The sequence below is a fragment of the Amycolatopsis sp. TNS106 genome (assembly GCF_019330265.1).
Taxonomy (GTDB): Bacteria; Actinomycetota; Actinomycetes; order Mycobacteriales; family Pseudonocardiaceae; genus Amycolatopsis; species Amycolatopsis lurida.
The window spans coordinates 1,207,771-1,227,867 of sequence record NZ_CP024972.1 but is presented as its reverse complement, the minus strand read 5'-3'; the positions used below and the strand labels follow the sequence as shown (position 1 = coordinate 1,227,867).

Sequence of the window (20,097 nt, the reverse complement as noted above, 5' to 3'; positions counted from 1 at the left end):
CTCATCTGACCGAAGTGGTCGTGCCGCCGCGCGCCGAGTGAACGCGGCCCGCTCGTGACCGGCGCCGCTGCCGTGCCTTGCCGAGTTCGACGAGGCCATAGGTGAGCGCGGCCAGCACGGGAATCGGAATCCAGGTGTGCCATGGCATCGGCGCGGTGTGGAACAGAGTGTTCATGAATGGCACGTAGGTCAGCACGAACTGCAGCCCGATGGTCAGCGCGATACCTGCGGGAAGCCAGCGGTTGTGCAGGAATCCGACACGCGGCCGGAAATTCTCCAGGGACCGGCAGTTGATCAGGTAGGCGATCTCGCCGCCGACGAACACGTTCATCGCGACCGTCCGTGCCAGCTCCAGCGACGCACCGGCGGCGACCTGCCACTGGAACGCGCCGAACGAACACGCGAGCAGGATCGCCGAGACGAACACCGTGCGACCGGCCAGCGCACCGGTCAGCAGCGGCAGCGAAGGCGGCAGAGGCGGGCGCTTCATCACGCCCGGTTCACGCGGCTCGAATGCCAAAGTGAGGCCCAGCGCGACCGCGGTGGTCATGTTGATCCACAGGATCTGCACCGGCAGGATCGGCAGCGCGGTGCCGAGCAGGATCGCGGTGAGGATCACCAGCCCCTCGGCCATATTCGTGGGCAACGTCCAGATGATGAACTTGCGCAAGTTGTCGAAGACACACCTGCCTTCCTCCACCGCGGCCCGGATGGAGGCGAAGTTGTCATCGGCGAGCACCATGTCGGCCGCTTGCTTCGCGACCTCGGTGCCGCCACGTCCCATGGCCACACCTATGTCCGCACGGCGGAGCGCCGGCGCGTCGTTCACGCCGTCCCCGGTCATGGCCACGACCTCGCCACGCTGCTGGATCTCCTTGACCAGGCGGAGTTTCTCCTCCGGCGACACCCTCGCGTGGACCGATTCGATGCCGAACTCCGCCGCGATCGCCTGTGCGGTCGCCGGATGGTCACCGGTGATCATGGTGACCTCGATACCCGCTTCCCGGCAGGCGCGGACCGCCTCGATCGCCTCCGGACGTGGCGGATCGTGCATACCGACCAGGCCGAGTACGACGACGTTGCCCCGCAATCCCTCTTCGGACAGTTCGACATCGACCGCGCGCCCGATCGCCAGGACCCGGAGCCCTTCGGCCGCCATGGCTTCGGCCTCGGCACAGTGACCGGCACCGGCCAACTCGAGCAAACGCTCGACAGCTCCCTTCAGATAGACGACCCCATTGACGTGCTTCGTCGCCATGAACCGGCGTTCGGAGCTGAAGGGCAGGACTTCGACGCGTTCCGGTACGTCGCCCGCATCCAGGCCGGCCTTGCGGGCAGCGACCACCAAAGCCGCCTCGGTCGGATCCCCGACCGGCCGCCATCGGCCGTCCTCTTCCGCGATCCGGGCGTCGTTGCACGCCAAAGCGGCAAGCAGGCATTCTCGCGCCGCCGCGTCCGGCGCGGGCACGACCGCACCCTCCGGCGCGTACCCGATGCCGGAGACCCGGTATCCGCGCCCCGCCACCACGAGCTCGCGGACGGTCATCGCGTTGGCGGTCAGTGTCCCGGTCTTGTCCGTGCAGATCACCGTCGTGCTGCCCAGGGTTTCCACGGCGGGGAGCCGCCGGATGATCGCGTGCCTGCGCGCCATCCGCGCCACCCCGATCGCGAGCGTCACGGTGACCGCGGCCGGAAGACCCTCCGGAATGGCCCCGACCGCGAGGGCGACGGCGGCGGTCACCATCTGCGCGGGCGGCTGACCGCGCAGCAACCCGACCGCGACACCGAACAGCGCGAGGCCGAGGATCACGATCGTCAGCAAGCGGCTGAACCTGGCGAGCTTGCGGGTCAACGGGGTCTGGACCGAAACCGTCGTCCCGACGAGGCGATGCACCTGGCCGATCTCGGTGCCCGCGCCGGTCGCTACCACGACCCCGCGCCCTGTCCCCGAGGTCACCAAGGTGCCCGAGTACGCCATGTTGGTGCGATCGGCCAGCGCGGTATCCGGAGGCAATACGAAGGAATCCTTCGCCGACGGCACGGACTCGCCGGTCAGTACCGACTCGTCGATCCGCAGTTCGCCGGTGGCCACCAGACGAAGATCCGCACCGACCTGATCACCCGCCTCGAGCAGGACGACGTCGCCCGGTACCAGCTCCACCGAGGGCACCCGTTCGGTGACACCGTCCCGGACGACGGTGGTCTCGGTCCGCACCATCGCCACCAGCGCGTCCAGCGCCCGTTCCGCGCGCGCCTCCTGGAGGAACCCGATGATCGCGTTCACCACGACGACACCGAAAACCACGGAGGCGTCGACGGTTTCGCCGAGTACCGCCGTGACGGCCGCCGCCGCGAGGAGAACGTAGATCAGCGGATGATGCAGCTGTCCGAGCAGTCGCACCGCCCAGTTCCGGCCCCGTCGGGGTGGCAGTTCGTTCGGACCCACGTCCGCCAGCCGCTGTCGCCATACCCCGCGGGAAAGCCCGGCGACGGAGTCGGTTTCGGCCAACAGCAGCACTTCGGGAACAGGAAGCCCATAGTGCGCGACATTCTCACGATCGACAGTGGTCACCTCCATCACTCGGCTCCCCCGCGCGTCGCCCGGACGACCATCACCGGGCACTGGGCGTGGTGCACCAAGGCGTGACTGGTCGATCCGAGAACGAGACCGGCGAAGCCGCCACGGCCACGGCTGCCGACGACCAGAAGTCGTGCTTTCGCACTCGACTCGAGCAGCCGGTGACGCGGCCTGTCGCGGACGATCACCTGCTCGACGGGCACGTCCGGATACGTCTTCCGCCATCCCGCGAGCCGGTGCTCGAAGACCCGTGCTTCGGTCTCGCGCACCGATTCGCCAGGGAAGGGCAGCGCGCCCTCGCCCGTGAACAGACCGGCGATGTCACCGTCATGCCAGGCGTGCAGCGCTACCAGGGGGGAGTCTCGGGCCGACGCCTCTTCGAACGCCCAGGCGATCGCCTTCTCGCTGAACGGGCTGCCGTCCACACCGACCACCACTGGCCCGCTATCGCTCGTACCACGGACTACGACGACGGGGCACTGCGACACCGACGACAACGCGTCGGCGGCCGACTCGGCGAACAACCTGGTGATCTCACCGGTCGGCGGGCCCATGACCAGCAGCCGCGACCGTGCCGAAGCCTCGGTCATCGCGGCGATCGGGCCGGTTTCGGCGGCGATCGTGGTCACCTTCACCTCGGGCACAGCCGATTCGGTCTTCTCACGGACCTCACGCAGGACTTGGTGGGTTATCGCCTCTTTGGTCTTCAGCCACACGTCGGGAGGGAACGACCGGTTACCGAACGGAGCGCCATCGACCCCAAAGGCCATCAGGAGGTTCAGGTCGGTATCCCGCATGCGTGCTTCTTCCGCCGCCCACAACGCCGTCTTCATCGACGAGGCCGAACCGTTCACCGCCGCGACGATCGGAGGGCTCCCGGACGTGGCCATGAATTCGCTCCTTCCAGTGCACCGAGCATTCGGAAATCGACCCGGCCGACGATATGCAGGGGCGGAAACCCGAGCTGCGGCCGGAGGTCACGGTGTCACGGGGCCTTCGGCACTGGAGTGACGAGCCGGATACCGAAACGATCGACCGTGTCGCCTGCCCTACCGCCCGGCGTTCGCTCTGCCGGACAGGTCGTTGGGCCGGGCGGTCCGGGACGTTCTGCCCTCCCCGGCCTCCCCGGCTTCGTTGATCCTGAAACGCATCCGAACAGGAGGCTCCATGACACCCGGTGCGAACGTGACCCAGCGGATCGAGATGCACGGCACGGTCCAAGGGGTCGGGTTCCGCCCGCACGTCCACCGGGTCGCCACGGCGCTCGGCGTGGACGGAGAGGTCCGCAATGTCGGGGGCCATGTGGTGATCACCGCGTCCGGGCGGCCGGAAGTACTCGAGGCGTTCCACCGTGACGTACTCGACGGTGCGCCGTCGCCGTCGAAGGTCGAACGCATGACCGTCACCCAGCTGCCCGCCGGAGAGTACGAGAGCGGCTTCTCGGTCCGCGACAGTGCGCCCGGCAGGGGGTCCCGCGCCGTTTCGCCGGATCTGGCCACCTGTGCGGCCTGCCTGGAGGAGCTGTTCGATCCGGCCGACCGGCGCTACCGGTATCCGTTCGTCAACTGCTCCGGATGCGGCCCGCGGGCGACGATCGTCGAGGAACTTCCGTACGACCGGATCCGGACGACGATGAACCGGTTTCCGATGTGCGGGCCCTGCGCCACGGAGTACCACGACCCTGGCGACCGCCGGTTCCACGCCGAACCCAGTGCCTGCCCGGTCTGCGGACCGCGACTGTCCTGGGCCGGCCTCACCGGGCCGGCGGCCCTCGCGGCGGCGGTGGAGACGATCGGCAACGGCGGCGTCGTGGCGATCAAGGGGATCGGCGGGTATCAGCTGGTGTGCGACGCGGCCGACGACCGGGCGATCGGCCGGCTGCGAACGGTGAAACACCGCCCGGTGAAGCCGTTCGCGGTGATGGCGCGTGATCTCCGCGAAGCGGCCGATCTGTCCTTTGTGGACGACACGACCGCCGGGCTGCTCTGTACTCCGGCGCGTCCCATCGTTCTCCTCGAAGCGCGTCCGGGAACCGTGGTGTCCGCCACCGTGGCACCACACCTGCCCGAGATCGGCCTGTTCCTGCCGAACAGCCCACTGCATCACCTTCTCCTGCACGACCTCGGCCGCCCGCTGGTGGTGACCAGCGGAAACCGCGCCGGTGAACCGATCGCGATCTCCGACGAGCAGGCCCGGTCCGCGCTCGGACCGCTGTCCGACGGCATCCTCGGGCACGACCGGCCGATCCTCTCCCGATACGACGACTCGGTGGTCCGTGCCGTCCGGGTCGTGCGACGCGCCCGCGGGTACGCGCCCGCCCCGATCCCGTTGCCCACCGCCTCGCCGGAACCCGTGCTGGCGGTGGGCGCGCAGCTGAAGAACACGGTCACCTTGGCGGCCGGTGAGCACGCCGTGCCGGGGCCGCACATCGGCGACCTCACCGACGTCGCGGCCTTCGAAGCCTTCGAGCACACGATCGACAGGCTGTGCCGGTGGACGAACGTGACCCCGGAGTTCTGCGCGCACGACCGGCATCCCCGGTATCGGTCGACGCTGTACGCGGCCAAGTGGCCCCGCGAGCGGCGCGTTCCGGTGCAGCATCACCACGCCCATGTCGCCGCGACGGCCGCCGAGCACGGAGTTCAAGAGCCCTTCATCGGCGTCGCGTACGACGGGCTGGGCTTCGGCGACGACGGAACCTTGTGGGGCGGCGAGATCCTGCTGGCTTCGTATACCGGCTATCGGCGGCTCGCCCGGTTCGGCCACGTACCGCTGCCCGGCGGCGAGGTCGCCGTCCGGCGCCCCGCCCGGATGGCCTTGGGCTACCTGATCGGCGCGGAGGACTTCGGGGAGCCCTCGTTGCCGACCGACCAGGAGACCGGGGAAAGCAGGCTGGTCCGGCGGATGATCGAGCGCGGCGTGAACAGCCCGCTCACCTCCAGTGCGGGAAGGCTGTTCGACGCGGTGGCTGCGCTGCTCGGACTCTGCGACGTGAACACTTACGAGGGCGAAGCGGCCGTTCTGCTCGAGGCGGCCGCCTCCGGCGAACCGAGGCGGGAGCCGCTCCCGTGGAAGCTGCATCGGCGCGGTGGCCTGTGGGTCTACGACCCCGTACCGGCCCTGCGTGAACTGCTCGGCTCGGCTCGGCCCGCGAGCGAGCTGTCGGCACGGTTCCACACGACGATCACCGAGGTCACCGTCGCGATGGTGACCGAGGCCGCCGCGATCAGCGGCACGAAGACGGTGTGCCTCGGGGGTGGCGTGTTCCAGAACCGCAGGCTCACCGACGCGGTCACCGGCTCCCTGACCGAACTGGATTTCCGCGTGTTCTCCGGCGAACGGATCCCGGTCAACGACGGTGGCATCAGCTATGGGCAGGCGGCCGTCGCGGCGGCGTTGCTGGCAGGGAGGTAAGCCATGTGTCTGGGTATTCCCGGCCTGATCGTGAGCGTGGAGGAGGACTTTCCCCGCGGCGGGATCGTCGACTTCGACGGCCTGCGGAGACCGGTCTGCCTCGCCTACACACCGGAGGCCGGGATCGGTGACCACGTGATCGTCCACGTCGGTTTCGCGATCAGTGTGGTGAACGAGGAGGAAGCGGCGCGAACGCTGGCCGTGCTGCGCGCGATGCCCGACGCGATCGAAACGGAGCTGGGACCGTGAAACATCTCGACGAATACCGGGATCCCGTACTCGCGCGCAGGCTCCTCGGCGATCTACGCGCCACCGCCACCAAGCCGTGGACGGTCATGGAGGTCTGCGGCGGCCAAACGCATACGATCGTCCGGCAAGGGATCGATGAACTCCTCCCCGCGGGGATGCGGATGATCCACGGTCCCGGCTGCCCGGTCTGCGTGACCCCGCTCGAAATCATCGACAAGGCGCTCGCCGTCGCGGCCCGGCCGGAAGTGATCTTCACCAGCTACGGCGACATGCTCCGGGTGCCCGGTACGTCCGGCGACCTCGTCGCGCTCAAGGCACGCGGCGCCGATGTCCGCGTCGTCTACTCACCGCTGGACGCCGTGCGGATCGCACGGGCGAACCCGGACCGCGAGGTGGTGTTCCTCGCCGTGGGGTTCGAAACGACCGCCCCCGCCAACGCGATGGCGGTACTGAACGCGGCCAAGACCGGCGTCGGCAATTTCAGCGTCCTGGTCAGCCACGTTCTCGTGCCACCCGCGATCACCACGCTGCTGGACGCGCCGGACAACCAGGTCCGGGCCTTCCTCGCCGCCGGGCACGTCTGCGCGGTGATGGGCTGGACAGAGTACGAGCCGATCGCCGCCCGGTACGGCGTCCCGATCGTGGTGACCGGGTTCGAGCCGCTCGATCTGCTGGAAGGCATCCTGATGGCCGTGCGGCAGCTCGAAAGCGGCCGTGCCGAGGTGGAGAACCAGTACGTACGAGCGGTGCGCCGGACCGGCAACACCGCCGCCCGCGACGCCGTGGACAGCGTGTTCCGGGTGACCGACCGGAAATGGCGCGGTATCGGCGAGATCCCCGCCAGCGGGCTCGCGCTCACCCCGGAATTCGCGGACTTCGACGCTGACCGGCGGTTCGCGACCGGCGACATCGTCACCCGGGAATCACCGGCCTGTATCGCGGGGGCGATCCTGCGCGGCACCCGGCTGCCGACCGACTGCCAGGCCTACGGAACGGCCTGTACCCCCCGGACCCCGCTCGGCGCGCCGATGGTCTCGGGCGAAGGGACCTGCGCGGCGTTCCACAACGCCGGACGTGGATTGGAGCTCCGATGACCAACTCCGCCGGTCTCGCCGGCCCCATCTGCCCGGTAGCGCAGGCCGAAACCGAACGCGTGCTCCTCGGACACGGCTCGGGAGGGCAGCTCATGGCCGAGCTGCTCGCCGACGTGATCACCGCCGAACTCGGTGCCGAAGACCCGCTCGAAGACGCCGCAGTCGTCGGTGTCGGTGGCGTCGACACCGTGTTCACGACCGACGGATTCGTGGTGACACCACGTTTCTTCCCGGGTGGGGACATCGGATCGCTGGCCGTGCACGGCACTGTCAACGACCTCGCGATGCGCGGCGCCATGCCGGTCGCGCTGAGCCTCGCCTACATCATCGAAGAGGGGTTTCCGATCGACGAACTGCGGCGGGTCACCCGCTCGGCCGCGGCCGCCGCGAGCGCGGCCGGCGTCAAGATCGTCACCGGGGACACCAAGGTCGTCGGCCGTGGTGCGGCCGACGGTCTTTACGTCACGACCACCGGTATCGGCCTCCGGCCCGGCGGTGCGCGACCATCCGCCACCGCGGGTGAGCCGGGTGACCTGGTGCTGCTGTCCGGCCCGATCGGCCTTCACGGCACCGCGATCCTGAGCGCGCGCGAAGGTCTCGGCTTCGAGGCGGAGATCTCGTCGGACAGCCGCCCGCTGCACCACCTGGTCGCCGCGATGCTCGCGGTGGGCGGCGCCGGAGTGCGCACCCTCCGCGACCCCACCCGGGGCGGACTCGCGAGCGCACTGAACGAACTCGCTTCCGCGTCCGGTGTGGGTATCGAGATCACCGAAGCGGACGTACCGGTACCGCGGCCGGTCGCCGCGGCGTGCGAACTGCTCGGACTCGACCCGATGCACGTCGCGAACGAGGGCTGCTTGGTGGCGCTGGTCGCCCCGGAAGCCGCGCAGGACGTGCTGCGCGCCATGCGTGCGCGGCCTGACGGTGCGAGTGCCACCGTCATCGGCGAAGTGACGGACGGGCCGGTCGGCCGGATCAGTGCGCGCACCCTGGTCGGCTCGACCCGGATCGTCGACGTCCTTGTCGGAGAACAACTCCCCCGCATCTGCTGAGAACCTGTTGGCGGAGCTGAGATTTCGTCCGGAAAGTGACCATACGCGTGAACCCGCCCGGCCGAAGGCCCCGCTATCGCGGTGGCAGGGCGCTCTGAGCACCCGCCGCGATAGCGGACGCGGGTTCACCAACAGACACTGAGAGAGGTGAACCCGATGGACGCCGTTCTCGATCTCGCCGGGCTCGACGCACTGATCCGCGCACTGGTCACGAGCGGACGGACCGTGATCGGCCCGGTGCTGCGCGACGACGCGATCACCCTGGCGGAACTGGGTTCCGCGGCCGATCTCCCGGCAGGCTGGGGTGTGGAGACCGGTCCGGGTCAGTACCGGGTACATCGGCGAGCCGACGACGCGGTGTTCGGGCATTCCGCGGGACCGCAATCGTGGAAACGGTTCCTGCACCCACCCCGCCGAACCCTGCTCACCAGCGGGCCCGCCGGGTTCCAGCCGGTCCGCGAAGATCGGGTCGAGTACGCCTTCTTCGGCGTCCGGCCCTGTGACCTGTCCGCGATCGGCAAGCTGCGCCAGATCGTCGGCGGCCCGATGCCGTTCGTGGTCGCCGCACAGTGCACCGAACCCGGCGGAGTCTGCTTCTGCGCATCGATGGGTTGTGGTCCGTCGGCCGGCGGAGGCTACGACCTCGCACTCACCGAACGGATCGATGGTGAGGGCCACCGTTTCCTCGCGGTCGCCGGAACCGCCGCGGGTGCCGAGGTGCTCGACCGCCTGCCGGGACGGCCCGCGCACGAACGGGACGTCGCGCTGGCGGAGGAAGACGTCGCCGCCGCCGCACGGCGGATGGGCCGGGCCATGCCCGGCACCGACCTGCGCGATCTTCTCGCCGCCAACCGCGAGCACCCCCGCTGGGAAGACGTCGCCGGACGCTGCCTCACCTGCGGCAACTGCACCATGGTGTGCCCAACCTGTTTCTGTGTGTCCACAGAGGACACAACGGAGCTCGACGGCGGTGCGGCCCGGTCGCAACGCTGGGCGTCCTGCTTCGAGATCGATTTCTCCCAGCTGCACGGTGGCGCGGTCCGGACGTCGGGGGCCGCTCGGTACCGGCAGTGGATGAGCCACAAGCTCGGTACCTGGCACGATCAGTTCGGCACCTCCGGCTGCGTCGGCTGCGGGCGGTGCATCGCCTGGTGCCCGGCGGGAATCGATATCACCGAAGAAGCCGCGGCGCTCGCGGAAGGTGCGCCGGGATGACCACGCCGGACCCGGGAACGCCGCTGCTCGCAGGCCTTTCCGAGACACAACGTTCGGCGGTGACCGCGACCGGCCGGATCGAGGACTACGCGGCCGGAACGCGGCTGTTCGACGAAAGCGGAGACGCCGACCGGTGCTGGATCGTCATCTCGGGCCACGTCGCGGTGGACACCCACGTTCCCCACCGTGGCCCGGTGACGCTGCAAAGCGTGGGGCCGGGTGAACTGCTCGGCTGGTCGTGGCTGATCCCGCCGTACCGCTGGCATTTCGGCGCGGTGACCGTCACCCCGACCCGCGCTCTGGTGCTGGACGCCGGGCAAGTGCGCACGCTCGTCGAAGCCGATCCGGCGCTGGGCTACCGGTTCACCCGGATTCTCCTCGAAACGCTGGTGAACCGCCTGCAGGCGACCAGGCTCCGCCTTCTCGACCTCTACCGGAACCCGGCATGAACCCCGATCCCTGGCTTCCCCGGCCCTATCGAGTGGTCGGCAGGGTCACCGAGACCGGCGACTCGGCGACGTTGACGCTGGCGCCGGACGGCGACCGGTTACCCGAATTCCGCCCCGGCCAGTTCGCCATGCTCTACGCGCACGGGGTCGGGGAAGTGCCCATCTCGGTCAGCGCGATACCCGGTGACGGAACGCTGGTGCACACCATCCGTGCCGTCGGCGCGGTGAGCCGCGCGCTGCACGACGCCCGCCCCGGGACGGTGCTGGGAGTGCGCGGTCCGTTCGGCACGGCGTGGCGTCTCGACGACGACGGCGATCTGCTGCTCGTGGCGGGCGGCATCGGGCTCGCCCCGCTCAGGCCTGTGCTCCGGCACGCACTGGCGGAGCGACCTTCCCGACGCGTCATCCTGATCGCGGGAGCGCGGACACCCGCCGATCTCCTGTATCAGAAGGAACTTCGGGAGCTGTCCGACCGGAACGGTCCGGACATCGTCCTCACCGTCGACCGCGGTGAAGACGGCTGGACCGGGCACGTCGGCTTCGTCACCGAACCACTCGCCACGCATCCGATCGATCCCGGGCAGACCACCGCGCTGCTGTGCGGGCCCGAGCCGATGATGCGCTTCAGCGCCAGGACCCTGCTCCGCCGGGGGGTTCCCGCCGAGCGGATCGAGGTCTCCCTGGAGCGGAACATGCAGTGCGGTACCGGCCTGTGCGGGCACTGCCAGTTCGGCCCGCTGCTCGTCTGCCGGGACGGGCCCGTCGCCGGTTACCCGGTCGCCGAGTCCCTCTTCCTGGTGAAGGAGTTGTGATGCTCTCCATAGCGGTGTGGAAGTTCACCTCGTGCGACGGCTGCCAGCTGACCTTGCTCGACTGCGAGGACGAGCTGCTGACCTTGACCAGGCAAGTGAAGTTCGCGCATTTCGCCGAGATGACCAGCGCCTCCGAACCGGGGCCCTACGACATCTCGATCGTCGAAGGGTCGGTGACCACCTCCGCCGAAGCGGAAAGAATCCGGCGCGTCCGCGAGCAATCCACCGTACTGGTCGTGATCGGCGCGTGCGCCACCTCCGGCGGTATCCAGGCCCTGCGCAACTTCGCCGACGTCGAGGAGTTCCGCTCCGTGGTGTACGCGCGCCCGGACTACATCGAGACCTTGGCGACGTCGACGGCGATCGCGGACCACGTCAAGGTCGACTACGAGCTCCGCGGTTGCCCCATCGACAAAGGACAGCTCCTGGAGGTTCTCACCGCGCTGATGGCCGGCCGGGCGCCCGATCTCCCGGACACCAGCGTTTGTACCCAGTGCAAACGCCGGGGCCTGACCTGCGTGATGGTCGCGCACGGAACCCCTTGTCTCGGACCCGTGACTCACGCGGGCTGCGGTGCCCTGTGCCCGGCGGTGAACCGTGGCTGCTACGGCTGTTTCGGTCCGATGAAACAGCCGAACGTGCCCGCGCTGATCCCGTTGCTGCGCCGGAGCGGAATGGGCGACGACGAACTTCATCTGGTGTTCGGCACCTTCAACACGGCGGCGGAGTGGACATGACCCATCGGGCGAATCGCATCCTGCAAGTGGCGGGGCTGGCACGGGTGGAGGGCGAGGGGGCTCTTCGCGTGCGCACCGACGGCGACCGGGTCGAAAGTGTCGAACTCGCCATCTACGAGCCACCGAGATTCTTCGAGGCCTTCCTCCGCGGCCGCGATTTCCGCGAGCCACCGGACATCACCGCCCGGGTATGCGGGATCTGCCCGGTCGCCTACCAGCTGAGCGCCTGCCGCGCCGTCGAAGACGCCTGCGGTGCCGAGGTGGGAGACGGCCTGCGCGCGCTGCGGCGGCTGCTGTACTGCGGCGAATGGATCTCCAGCCACGCGCTGCACATCTACCTCCTGCACGCGCCGGACTTCCTCGGTTTCCCGGACGGTATCGCGATGGCCACCGCCCACCGCGGGATCGTGGAACGGGGACTCGCGCTCAAGAAGGCCGGGAACCTGCTCATGGAGACGATCGGCGGACGCGCGATCCATCCGGTCAACGTCCGGGTCGGCGGCTTCTACCGGGTCCCCGAACCCGCCGAACTGCGGTCGCTGGCAGACACACTCGGGTATGCCCTGGATGAGGCCCTCGAGACGGTCCGCTGGGTTTCGGGATTCGACTTCCCCGACCTCGACGTGCCCCACGATCTGCTCGCTTTGCGGGACACCGACGGCTACCCGATCGACCGAGGTGAACCGGTGGTCAGCACCGGGCTACGGTTCAGCGCGCGCGAGTTCAAAGAGCATGTGGCGGAACACCAGGTCGCGCATTCGACGGCGTTGCACGCCCGGCTGGACGACCGGATGTATCTGACCGGGCCGCTCGCCCGGTACAGCCTCAACTCGGACCGGTTGTCCCCGCTCGCCGCGGGCGCCGCCGCCAACGCCGGCCTCGGCACGGAATGCCGCAACCCGTTCCGCAGCATCGTGGTACGCGCCGTCGAGGTCGTGTACGCCGTCGAGGAGGCTTTGCGGATCATCGAGGCCTATGACCGGCCGGACCGGCCGTTCGTCGAAGTGACGCCCCGCGCGGCGACCGGTCACGGAATCACCGAGGCTCCGCGTGGGCTGCTGTACCACCGCTACGAACTCGACGCGGGCGGGCGGATCCTGAGCGCGGACATCGTGCCGCCGACCTCGCAGAACCAGCCCGCGATCGAGCACGACGTGGCGAGGCTGGTCGATCTCCACGGAGACCTCGACGACCACTCGCTGGTCTCGCTGTGCGAGCGCGCGATCCGCAACTACGACCCCTGCATTTCCTGCTCGGCGCATTTCCTCGACCTCACCAGGGAACAGCGGTGAACGCCGTCGTCATCGGCGTCGGGAACGAGTTCCGGCGTGACGACGGTGTGGGCCCGGCCGTCGCCCGCGAGGTCTCCCGCCACGGGATCCCGGCGGAGATCAGCGATGGGGACACCGTGCGGCTCATGGAATCCTGGGAGGGTGCCGGCCTCGTCGTCCTCGTCGACGCCGTCCGCTGCTCCCCGGGTGTGGACGGCCGCTGGCACCGGACCACCCTGCCGGAGCACGGGCCCGTCGCGAGTTCGCACGGCTTCGGGATCCCCGAGGCGGTCGAACTGGCGGAAGCGCTGGGCCGGCTCCCCGAGCGTTTGGTGATCTTCGCGGTCGAGGTGACCGATGTGGACTTCGGCCCAGGGCTGAGCCCTGCCGTCGCGGCGGCCGTCCCGGCCGTCACGGACGCGGTCCTCGCCGAAGTCCGGGCGGGTACCGCGTCGTAACAGTCGGGGGTGAGGCAAAGGTCTCGGGTCGACGGAGAGCACAAGGTGTCGCTCCAGGTGAGGGTGTGACCGGACCGGTCACGCGGGACTGTGTGCCCTCTGAGTAGTCGCCGGACCTGAAGGGGCCCGTACGTCAGGACGGGACCACAGCGCCTTCGAGCCGCTCCGAACAGCCGGCGGTCATCAGCTCGACGACCGCCTCCTTGGTGAGTTCACGGGTCGCGTACACCCCGGCCATCCGCCCCAGGTACAGCACCGCGATGCGGTCGGCCACCGCGAAGACGTCGTTCAGGTTGTGTGACACCACGACGACGCCCAGGCCCCGCTCGGCCAGCCGCCTGATCAGGCGGAGCACCACCTCGGTCTGCTGGACGCCCAGCGCCGCGGTCGGCTCGTCCATGATCACCAGTTTCGAATGCCACAGCACGGCTTTGGCTATCGCGACCGCCTGGCGCTGGCCACCGGACAGGGAACCGACCGGCTGGCGGACCGAAGTCAGCGTGGTGACGCCGAGGCCGTGCAGCGTCTCCTTGGCGGCCGCCTCCATCCGGTCTTCGTCGAGTGCCCAGTGCCGCGAGGGTTCCCGCCCGAGGAACATGTTCTGCACGACGTCGAGGTTGTCGCAGAGGGCGAGATCCTGATACACGGTCTCGATGCCGAGCGCCGCGGCGTCACGCGGGCCGCGGATCCGCACCGGCTCGCCCTGCCACCGGAACTCCCCCGCTTCCGAACCGTGGATCCCGGCGATGCACTTGATCAACACCGACTTGCCCGCGCCGTTGTCCCCGACGAGCGCCGTCACCTGCCCGGCCGGGATGTCGAGGTCGACCCCGGACAGGGCGCGCAACGGCCCGAACTCCTTGATGACGCCCCGGACGCTCAGCAACGAGGTCTCGGCCCCTTCGCACACTTCGGTCATCGACGTTCCTTCCGCCGCGGTTCCCCTTGGTCACCGGCGATGTGGTCGAGTTCAGCGCGCAACGCGTGCGTCAGCGGATCCAGGTCGGGAAACCGGTCCGCATCCGCGATCGCGGTGAGGACGACGGTGCCCGCGTAGGTGAACACTTCGAAGTAGACGGTCATGTTCCCGGCGCCTCCCGCCCCGATCGGGATGGCCGATCGGATGGGCCCGCCGTCGAAGGTGATCGGCTCGCCGGGACCGCGGACATGGCTGACCATCGTGTGCATGCGATGTTGATGGTTCAGATACCACTGGTAGCCGCCCAGTGCGGCCACGGGCCTGAACAGCCAGCCGAGCACGGCGACCGGCGGCGGGCCCTTGGCGGAAGACTTCTGCGCCCGCACGGCGGCCGATGTCCGTCGCAGGCGTTGCGCCAGGCCGCCGGTGGCCGGAACGGACACCAGCAGCGGGCTGACCATGTTCCCGCGCGCGGGCTCCCCGGACGCGTGCCCGGACACCGGAACGCCGATCGCCACGGTGTCGAGGGATTCTCCCCGAGCCAGCAGCACCCGGTTCAGCGCTCCGGCCACCGCCACCAAGATCGCGTCGTTGACCGTCGCGTCGTATCGGTGCGCCGCCGCCCGCAATTCCGCCGCAGGTATGCGAACAACAGCCAGCCTGCCTCGGCCGCCGGTGCGCCTCAGCAACGAGCACGGAACCGCGCGCGGAGGGTGCAGCCCGCCGGCGGCCGCCGTCGAAGCACGCAACGACTTCAGGCTCGCACGGGCCCGCCGCACCGCGCGGACCCGTTCCGACCACGCGTCGCGGGCCAGCCGGCCTCTCGCCGGACGCGGCCGGGGAAAGACCGTCCGGGGCGCGGCCGCACCCGGGTCGAGAAGGCCGGCCAGGATGGCGAGCCCGCCCACGCCGTCCGCGAGCACATGGTGCACCACGATCACCAGCGCGGTCTGCCCCTCGGCGAGCCCCGTCACGAACCTCGCCGACCACCTCGGACCGGTAGGGGGAATAGGCTTCACGATGACGGAATGCGCGAGCTCCAACAGCGCCCGTTCATCCCCGGGTGCGGCGCACCGCACCACACCGAACCGGCGCCGGATGTCGAAACACTCGTCGTCGACCCAGATCGGCCCACCACACCCGAATGGCGTCCGGATCAGCAGCTGCCGCAACCGAGGCACGGCGGCGACACGTTCGGCGAGTACCTGCCGGACACGGGCCGGTTCGAGCCCGGCGGCCTCGTCGAACCGCAAGATCAGTCCGAAATGCTCGGGAGCCCGTGCGGAGTCCATCGCCAAGAACGCACGATCGGTCGGACTCGCCCGGTCGATCACCGGATACCCGGCCCCCGCGTCAGCCACGGCTGCCGTCGCCGTGTCCCATTCCGCGCATCATCATCGTCATCATCGCGGCGCAGGCGACGGCGGCGACCAGTGCGCCGATACCGACGACATCGGTCACCACCAGAACGATCGCGATCACCACCATCGGCACACAACAGGCGAGCATCAACCACCTGTGCCCGCCGTGTTCTTTGCCGCTGCCAGGACCGTGCAGGTCATAGCGGGGATCGCGGGATGTGCTCATCGGGAGCTCCTCGGTGACGTCGGCACCAACACCTGCCACCACGGTCACCTCACCCGCCCGCCGCGGCCAGGGACCTCCGCCTCGTCCGCGAGGTCGTAAGGTCCCTACCTCCGCGGGCTGCCGGAGCGGAGAGTCGGCCTGGGCGACAGCCGACTTCACAAGGAGTCCCTCATGACCGTCTCCGACATCGTGGTCGTCGTCACGGCCGTGGCGGCCATCGCCGCGCTGGGCTGGTTCTTCTTCGGCCCCCGGCGGGCGCGGACCGCGCAGCTGACCGGTGGAGTGCAGCGGGTCGAGATCACCGTGCGCGGCGGCTACCGGCCGGACGTCATCCAGGTGCGCCAGGGTGTGCCGGTGGAGCTGGTGTTCGACCGGCAGGAAAGCGGCGACTGCACCTCACGGGTCGTGTTCCCCGACCTTCACCTCGGCGCGGCGCTGCCCGCGTTCCAGCGCACGACCGTCCGCCTCACCCCGGCACGGTCCGGCTCCTTCGGCTTCGCCTGCGGCATGAACATGATCCACGGCACGCTCATCGTCGAACCGGGCACCGAGCCCGCTCAGCCGGACGAGATTGTCCAGGAATCACCCGGCCGGACGGCGGAGGCGGGCGCCACCACAGCCGCCGACGCCGAGGCCGCGCAAGCCGGGGAACGGCGCACCGAGATCACCGGCCTGACCCGCCGGGTACTCGTCGGTGCGGTGCTCACCCTGCCGGTGTTGTTCGCGGTGATGACCCATTCGCTGTTCGGCGCGGACCGGGTGCCCGCCGTACTCCTCGACCACTGGGTCCAGCTCGTGTTGATCACGCCGGTGATGTTCTACACCGGCTGGCCGATCCACCGCACCGGATGGCTGACCCTGGTCCACCGCGGCGCGGATATGAACAGCCTCATCACCCTGGGCACGGCCGCCGCCTACGGGTACAGCGTTCTCGTCACCTTCGCCCCCGGCCTCCTGCCCAGCGATCTGCGGGAGGTGTATTTCGAAGCCGTCGGCGTGATCCTCACCCTGATCATGCTCGGCCGGCTGCTCGAAGCACGTGCCAAGGCCGGCACCGGTGAAGCCATCCGCGCACTGCTCGGGCTGCAAGCCCGCACCGCGCGCGTCCTGCGTGACGGCGACGAGGTCGAGACCCCGATCGACGAGGTCGAAGTCGGCGACGAAGTCCTGATCCGCCCGGGCGAGAAGATCCCGGTCGACGCGTCAGTCCTTTCAGGACAGTCCGCTGTGGACGAGTCGATGGTGACCGGGGAACCCATACCCGCCACCAAGCGGGTCGGTGACACGGTCATCGGCGCGACGATCAACACCACCGGTTCCCTGCGCGTGCGGGCGGCCAAGGTCGGCGCCGACACCATGCTCGCTCAGATCATCAAGATGGTGCAGCAGGCACAGGCGTCCAAAGCGCCGATCCAGCGTCTGGCCGACGCGACCTCGGCCTACTTCGTCCCGGTCGTGATGGCGATCGCCATCGCCGCCTTCGCCGTCTGGTTCGTCGCCGGCCCGCCGCCCGCGCTGACGCTCGCCCTGGTGTCCGCGGTCGCCGTGCTGATCATCGCTTGCCCCTGTGCCCTCGGCCTGGCCACGCCCTTGTCGATCATGGTCGGGACCGGGAAGGGCGCCCGCGCGGGCATCCTGATCCGGTCCGCCGAGGCGCTGGAGACAGCGCACAAACTCGACACGATCGTGCTGGACAAGACCGGTACCATCACCGCCGGAAAGCCCGCCCTCACCGACGTCGAGGTCACCGGGACACTGTCCGAATCCGCGGTGCTCGCGCTGGTGGCCGCGGCCGAAGCCGACAGTGAGCACCCGCTGGCCACGGCGATCGTCGCCGGAGCCCGCGACCGCGGCCTCTCCGGACCGGCCGCCACCGGGTTCGGCTCGGTCACCGGCAAAGGCGTGCGAGCCACCGTCGCCGGGCACGACGTGCTCGTCGGCACCGCGCGCCTGCTGACCGACGCCGGGATCGACACCAGCAGGCTCGACCCGATCAGCGTGCGCCTGTCCGGTCAAGGCAAGACCCCGATCCTGGCCGCGGTCGACGGCCACGCCGCCGGGGTCCTCGCGGTCGCCGACACCGTCAAAGCGGACTCCGCCGCCGCGATCACCGCGCTGCACCGGCTCGGCGTCGAGGTGGTCATGATCACCGGGGACAACGCCCGCACCGCCGCCGCTATCGCCCGTCAGGTCGGCGTCACCCGCGTACTGGCCGAGGTCCTGCCCGACCACAAGGCCCACGAAATCAGCCGCCTGCAAGCGGAAGGGCGCCGGGTCGGCATGGTCGGCGACGGCATCAACGACGCCCCGGCCCTCGCCAGAGCCGATATCGGGCTGGCCATCGGCACCGGAACCGACATCGCCATCGAAGCCGCCGACATCACCCTCATCTCCGGGTCGCTCGCCGGAGTGGTCACCGCGATCCGCCTGTCCCGGGCCACCATGCGCAACATCCGGCAGAACCTGTTCTTCGCGCTGGTCTACAACGCCATCGGTGTGCCCGTCGCGGCGGGAGTGCTCTACCCGCTGCTCGGACTGCGGCTGTCACCGATGATCGCCGCCGCCGCGATGGCTCTGTCCTCCCTGTCCGTCGTCGGCAACGCCAACCGGCTGCGCCGCCACCATGCCGTACCGCTGCCCGATGCCGGGGCCGAAGCGGTCGAACCCCAGGTCGAAACCGGCTCCGGCCGGACAACCGAGGAGGTGCCCACCCGACGATGAACGCCATCGACCGCCGCACCTTCGTCCGCGCCGGGCTGGCGCTGGCCGGAACGGGACTGCTCGCCGGCTGCACCTCCGTCGGAACCGGCGCCTCACTGGTCCTGCCCACCGGCCCCCGGATCGGCGAGGTGGAAGCGCGGCGCCGGACCACCGGCCGGATTCACGATTTCCGGTTCACCGCCCAGGTGACGCGGGTCGACCTGGGCGGTCCACAGGTGAACACCTGGACCTACGACGGCTCTTTGCCCGGCAAGGAGATCCGTGTCGGCACCGGCGACGTCATCCAGGTGCGACTGACCAACCGGCTGCCCGCCGACACCACCATCCACTGGCACGGACTGGCGCTGCGCAACGACATGGACGGCGCGCCTCCGCTCACCCAGGACGCCGTCGCCCCCGGCGGCGCGTTCACCTACCGGTTCATCGCGGACACCCCCGGCACCCACTGGTTGCATCCCCACTCCGGCACCCAGCTCGACCGCGGCCTCTATGCGCCCGTCATCGTCGACGACCCAGCCGACCCCGGCCGCTACGACCATGACTGGACCGTCGTGCTCGACGACTGGATCGACGGCACCGGCACCACTCCCGACGAGGTCCTTTCCCTGCTGCGACAAGGCACGGGCGGCATGGGACCGAGGCACGGCATGGGTGCGGGCTCCGCACTGGGCGGTGACGTCCGCTATCCGTACCACCTGATCAACGGTCGCGTCCCGGCCGCGCCGGTCACGTTCACCGCGCGGCCCCGGCAGCGGGCACGTATGCGATTCCTGAACGCCGCCTCCGACACGGCCTTCCGTATCGCCCTCGGCTCGCATCGCCTGCGGGTCACCCACACCGACGGCTTCGCGGTCCGGCCGGTCGACACCGACACCCTGCTGATCGGGATGGGCGAACGCTATGACGTCACCGTCACCCTCGACGACGGGGTATTCCCGCTCGTCGCGCTGGCCGAAAGCAAGGACGCCACCGCACTGGCCCTGGTGCGCACCGGGGGCGGTGCTCCGCCACCGGCCTCGATCCTCCCGCCGGAACTGAAGGGCAGGCCCCTCCCTTACGACAGGCTCACGCCGGTCGAACAGGTGCGGCTACCCGCCAAGGCACCCGACGTGGAACACCGGCTCGACCTGACCGGCGGCATGATGGGCTACGACTGAGGAATCAACGGCATGCCGTTCGACCCCGCGCAGCGCCTGCTGATCCGCGAGGGCCAGCGGGTCCGGCTCACCCTGCGCAACCGGACGATGACGTGGCACCCCATGCACCTCCACGGCCACACCTTCCAACTGGGCGACACCGGACCCCGCAAGGACACCGTCATCGTGCTCCCCGGCCGAACCGCCACCTGCGATCTCGCCGCGGACAACCCAGGCCAATGGATGATCCACTGCCATAACACCTACCACCACGAAACCGGCATGGCGACCATCCTCGGCTACCAGACCTGACCTCGCCTTCAGAGTCGTTGGTCTGTCGAGAAGAGCGCCTTCCGCCCTTCCTCATCGACCGCAGTGGCGAGAACATCGTTCTGCCCAGACAGC

General features: G+C 69.6%; 18 protein-coding genes. 13 read left to right on the top strand and 5 right to left on the bottom strand.

All coding sequences use genetic code 11. The annotated features are described in order from the left end of the window. Position 1: 1 nt before the first annotated feature. Both CVV72_RS05575 and CVV72_RS05570 read right to left on the bottom strand, forming a co-directional pair. Complete coding sequence (locus CVV72_RS05575) at positions 2-2,578, bottom strand: HAD-IC family P-type ATPase (protein WP_219151354.1); 2,577 nt, start codon at positions 2,576-2,578, stop codon at positions 2-4. Then, positions 2,578-3,468, bottom strand: coding sequence for a universal stress protein (locus tag CVV72_RS05570; RefSeq protein WP_219151353.1), 891 nt, complete (start codon positions 3,466-3,468; stop codon positions 2,578-2,580). Before CVV72_RS05570 ends, CVV72_RS05575 begins: the two co-directional genes overlap by 1 nt. 277 nt (positions 3,469-3,745) lie before the next feature. On the opposite strand from CVV72_RS05570, the gene hypF reads away from it, so the two are divergent. The 10 genes from hypF (at position 3,746) to CVV72_RS05520 (ending at position 13,329) form a co-directional block, all read left to right on the top strand. Beyond that, the gene (hypF, locus tag CVV72_RS05565; RefSeq protein ID WP_219151352.1) at positions 3,746-5,992 is read left to right on the top strand and encodes a carbamoyltransferase HypF; all 2,247 of its coding nucleotides are present in this window, start codon (positions 3,746-3,748) and stop codon (positions 5,990-5,992) included. A gap of 3 nt (positions 5,993-5,995) precedes the next feature. Further along, a complete protein-coding gene (locus CVV72_RS05560; protein WP_219151351.1) occupies positions 5,996-6,241 on the top strand; it encodes a HypC/HybG/HupF family hydrogenase formation chaperone in 246 nt (81 codons plus the stop codon). Next, positions 6,238-7,335, top strand: a complete 1,098-nt coding sequence (gene hypD, locus CVV72_RS05555) for a hydrogenase formation protein HypD (RefSeq protein WP_219151350.1) — start codon at positions 6,238-6,240, stop codon at positions 7,333-7,335. The genes CVV72_RS05560 and hypD overlap by 4 nt, the downstream gene beginning before the upstream one ends. Beyond that, the gene (gene hypE, locus CVV72_RS05550; protein WP_219151349.1) at positions 7,332-8,387 is read left to right on the top strand and encodes a hydrogenase expression/formation protein HypE; all 1,056 of its coding nucleotides are present in this window, start codon (positions 7,332-7,334) and stop codon (positions 8,385-8,387) included. The genes hypD and hypE overlap by 4 nt, the downstream gene beginning before the upstream one ends. Before the next feature lie 156 nt (positions 8,388-8,543). Further along, complete coding sequence (locus CVV72_RS05545) at positions 8,544-9,602, top strand: 4Fe-4S dicluster domain-containing protein (protein ID WP_219151348.1); 1,059 nt, start codon at positions 8,544-8,546, stop codon at positions 9,600-9,602. Beyond that, complete coding sequence (locus tag CVV72_RS05540; RefSeq protein ID WP_219151347.1) at positions 9,599-10,051, top strand: Crp/Fnr family transcriptional regulator; 453 nt, start codon at positions 9,599-9,601, stop codon at positions 10,049-10,051. The genes CVV72_RS05545 and CVV72_RS05540 overlap by 4 nt, the downstream gene beginning before the upstream one ends. Further along, positions 10,048-10,863 carry an FAD/NAD(P)-binding protein gene (locus CVV72_RS05535; RefSeq protein ID WP_219151346.1) on the top strand — a complete coding sequence of 272 codons (816 nt, stop codon included), beginning with the start codon at positions 10,048-10,050 and terminating at the stop codon, positions 10,861-10,863. Before CVV72_RS05540 ends, CVV72_RS05535 begins: the two co-directional genes overlap by 4 nt. Continuing rightward, entirely contained in the window at positions 10,863-11,600 is a 738-nt protein-coding gene (locus CVV72_RS05530) for an oxidoreductase (protein ID WP_219151345.1), read from the top strand. The genes CVV72_RS05535 and CVV72_RS05530 overlap by 1 nt, the downstream gene beginning before the upstream one ends. After that, on the top strand, positions 11,597-12,892 hold the full coding sequence (locus CVV72_RS05525; protein ID WP_219151344.1) for a Ni/Fe hydrogenase subunit alpha: 1,296 nt from the start codon (positions 11,597-11,599) through the stop codon (positions 12,890-12,892). The genes CVV72_RS05530 and CVV72_RS05525 overlap by 4 nt, the downstream gene beginning before the upstream one ends. Then, on the top strand, positions 12,889-13,329 hold the full coding sequence (locus tag CVV72_RS05520) for a hydrogenase maturation protease (RefSeq protein ID WP_219151343.1): 441 nt from the start codon (positions 12,889-12,891) through the stop codon (positions 13,327-13,329). Before CVV72_RS05525 ends, CVV72_RS05520 begins: the two co-directional genes overlap by 4 nt. A 133-nt stretch (positions 13,330-13,462) precedes the next feature. Here the strand turns inward: CVV72_RS05520 and CVV72_RS05515 are convergent, their stop codons facing one another. The 3 genes from CVV72_RS05515 to CVV72_RS05505 are packed head-to-tail and all read right to left on the bottom strand — an operon-like array spanning position 13,463 to position 15,835. Continuing rightward, positions 13,463-14,248 (bottom strand): ATP-binding cassette domain-containing protein, encoded by a 786-nt coding sequence (locus CVV72_RS05515; protein ID WP_219151342.1) that lies wholly within the window; start codon positions 14,246-14,248, stop codon positions 13,463-13,465. Then, on the bottom strand, positions 14,245-15,609 hold the full coding sequence (locus CVV72_RS05510; RefSeq protein WP_219151341.1) for a wax ester/triacylglycerol synthase domain-containing protein: 1,365 nt from the start codon (positions 15,607-15,609) through the stop codon (positions 14,245-14,247). Before CVV72_RS05510 ends, CVV72_RS05515 begins: the two co-directional genes overlap by 4 nt. Next, entirely contained in the window at positions 15,602-15,835 is a 234-nt protein-coding gene (locus CVV72_RS05505) for a hypothetical protein (RefSeq protein ID WP_219151340.1), read from the bottom strand. The genes CVV72_RS05510 and CVV72_RS05505 overlap by 8 nt, the downstream gene beginning before the upstream one ends. A 171-nt stretch (positions 15,836-16,006) precedes the next feature. On the opposite strand from CVV72_RS05505, the gene CVV72_RS05500 reads away from it, so the two are divergent. From CVV72_RS05500 to CVV72_RS05490, 3 genes are read left to right on the top strand one after another with little or no spacing between them, the layout of a single operon-like run. Continuing rightward, positions 16,007-18,556, top strand: a complete 2,550-nt coding sequence (locus CVV72_RS05500) for a heavy metal translocating P-type ATPase (RefSeq protein ID WP_219151339.1) — start codon at positions 16,007-16,009, stop codon at positions 18,554-18,556. Then, positions 18,553-19,713, top strand: a complete 1,161-nt coding sequence (locus tag CVV72_RS05495) for a multicopper oxidase family protein (protein ID WP_219151338.1) — start codon at positions 18,553-18,555, stop codon at positions 19,711-19,713. The genes CVV72_RS05500 and CVV72_RS05495 overlap by 4 nt, the downstream gene beginning before the upstream one ends. A 12-nt stretch (positions 19,714-19,725) precedes the next feature. Then, the gene (locus tag CVV72_RS05490) at positions 19,726-20,004 is read left to right on the top strand and encodes a multicopper oxidase domain-containing protein (protein ID WP_219151337.1); all 279 of its coding nucleotides are present in this window, start codon (positions 19,726-19,728) and stop codon (positions 20,002-20,004) included. Positions 20,005-20,097: the final 93 nt, after the last annotated feature.

Coding starts and splice junctions, on each gene's coding strand:
- CVV72_RS05495 (WP_219151338.1), top strand. CDS start 18,553: ATGAACGCCATCGACCGCCGCACCTTCGTCCGCGCCGGGCTGGCGCTG.
- CVV72_RS05545 (WP_219151348.1), top strand. CDS start 8,544: ATGGACGCCGTTCTCGATCTCGCCGGGCTCGACGCACTGATCCGCGCA.
- hypF (WP_219151352.1), top strand. CDS start 3,746: ATGACACCCGGTGCGAACGTGACCCAGCGGATCGAGATGCACGGCACG.
- CVV72_RS05575 (WP_219151354.1), bottom strand. CDS start 2,578: ATGGAGGTGACCACTGTCGATCGTGAGAATGTCGCGCACTATGGGCTT.
- CVV72_RS05490 (WP_219151337.1), top strand. CDS start 19,726: ATGCCGTTCGACCCCGCGCAGCGCCTGCTGATCCGCGAGGGCCAGCGG.
- CVV72_RS05570 (WP_219151353.1), bottom strand. CDS start 3,468: ATGGCCACGTCCGGGAGCCCTCCGATCGTCGCGGCGGTGAACGGTTCG.
- CVV72_RS05540 (WP_219151347.1), top strand. CDS start 9,599: ATGACCACGCCGGACCCGGGAACGCCGCTGCTCGCAGGCCTTTCCGAG.
- CVV72_RS05505 (WP_219151340.1), bottom strand. CDS start 15,835: ATGAGCACATCCCGCGATCCCCGCTATGACCTGCACGGTCCTGGCAGC.
- CVV72_RS05515 (WP_219151342.1), bottom strand. CDS start 14,248: ATGACCGAAGTGTGCGAAGGGGCCGAGACCTCGTTGCTGAGCGTCCGG.
- CVV72_RS05525 (WP_219151344.1), top strand. CDS start 11,597: ATGACCCATCGGGCGAATCGCATCCTGCAAGTGGCGGGGCTGGCACGG.
- CVV72_RS05530 (WP_219151345.1), top strand. CDS start 10,863: ATGCTCTCCATAGCGGTGTGGAAGTTCACCTCGTGCGACGGCTGCCAG.
- hypE (WP_219151349.1), top strand. CDS start 7,332: ATGACCAACTCCGCCGGTCTCGCCGGCCCCATCTGCCCGGTAGCGCAG.
- CVV72_RS05560 (WP_219151351.1), top strand. CDS start 5,996: ATGTGTCTGGGTATTCCCGGCCTGATCGTGAGCGTGGAGGAGGACTTT.
- CVV72_RS05500 (WP_219151339.1), top strand. CDS start 16,007: ATGACCGTCTCCGACATCGTGGTCGTCGTCACGGCCGTGGCGGCCATC.
- CVV72_RS05535 (WP_219151346.1), top strand. CDS start 10,048: ATGAACCCCGATCCCTGGCTTCCCCGGCCCTATCGAGTGGTCGGCAGG.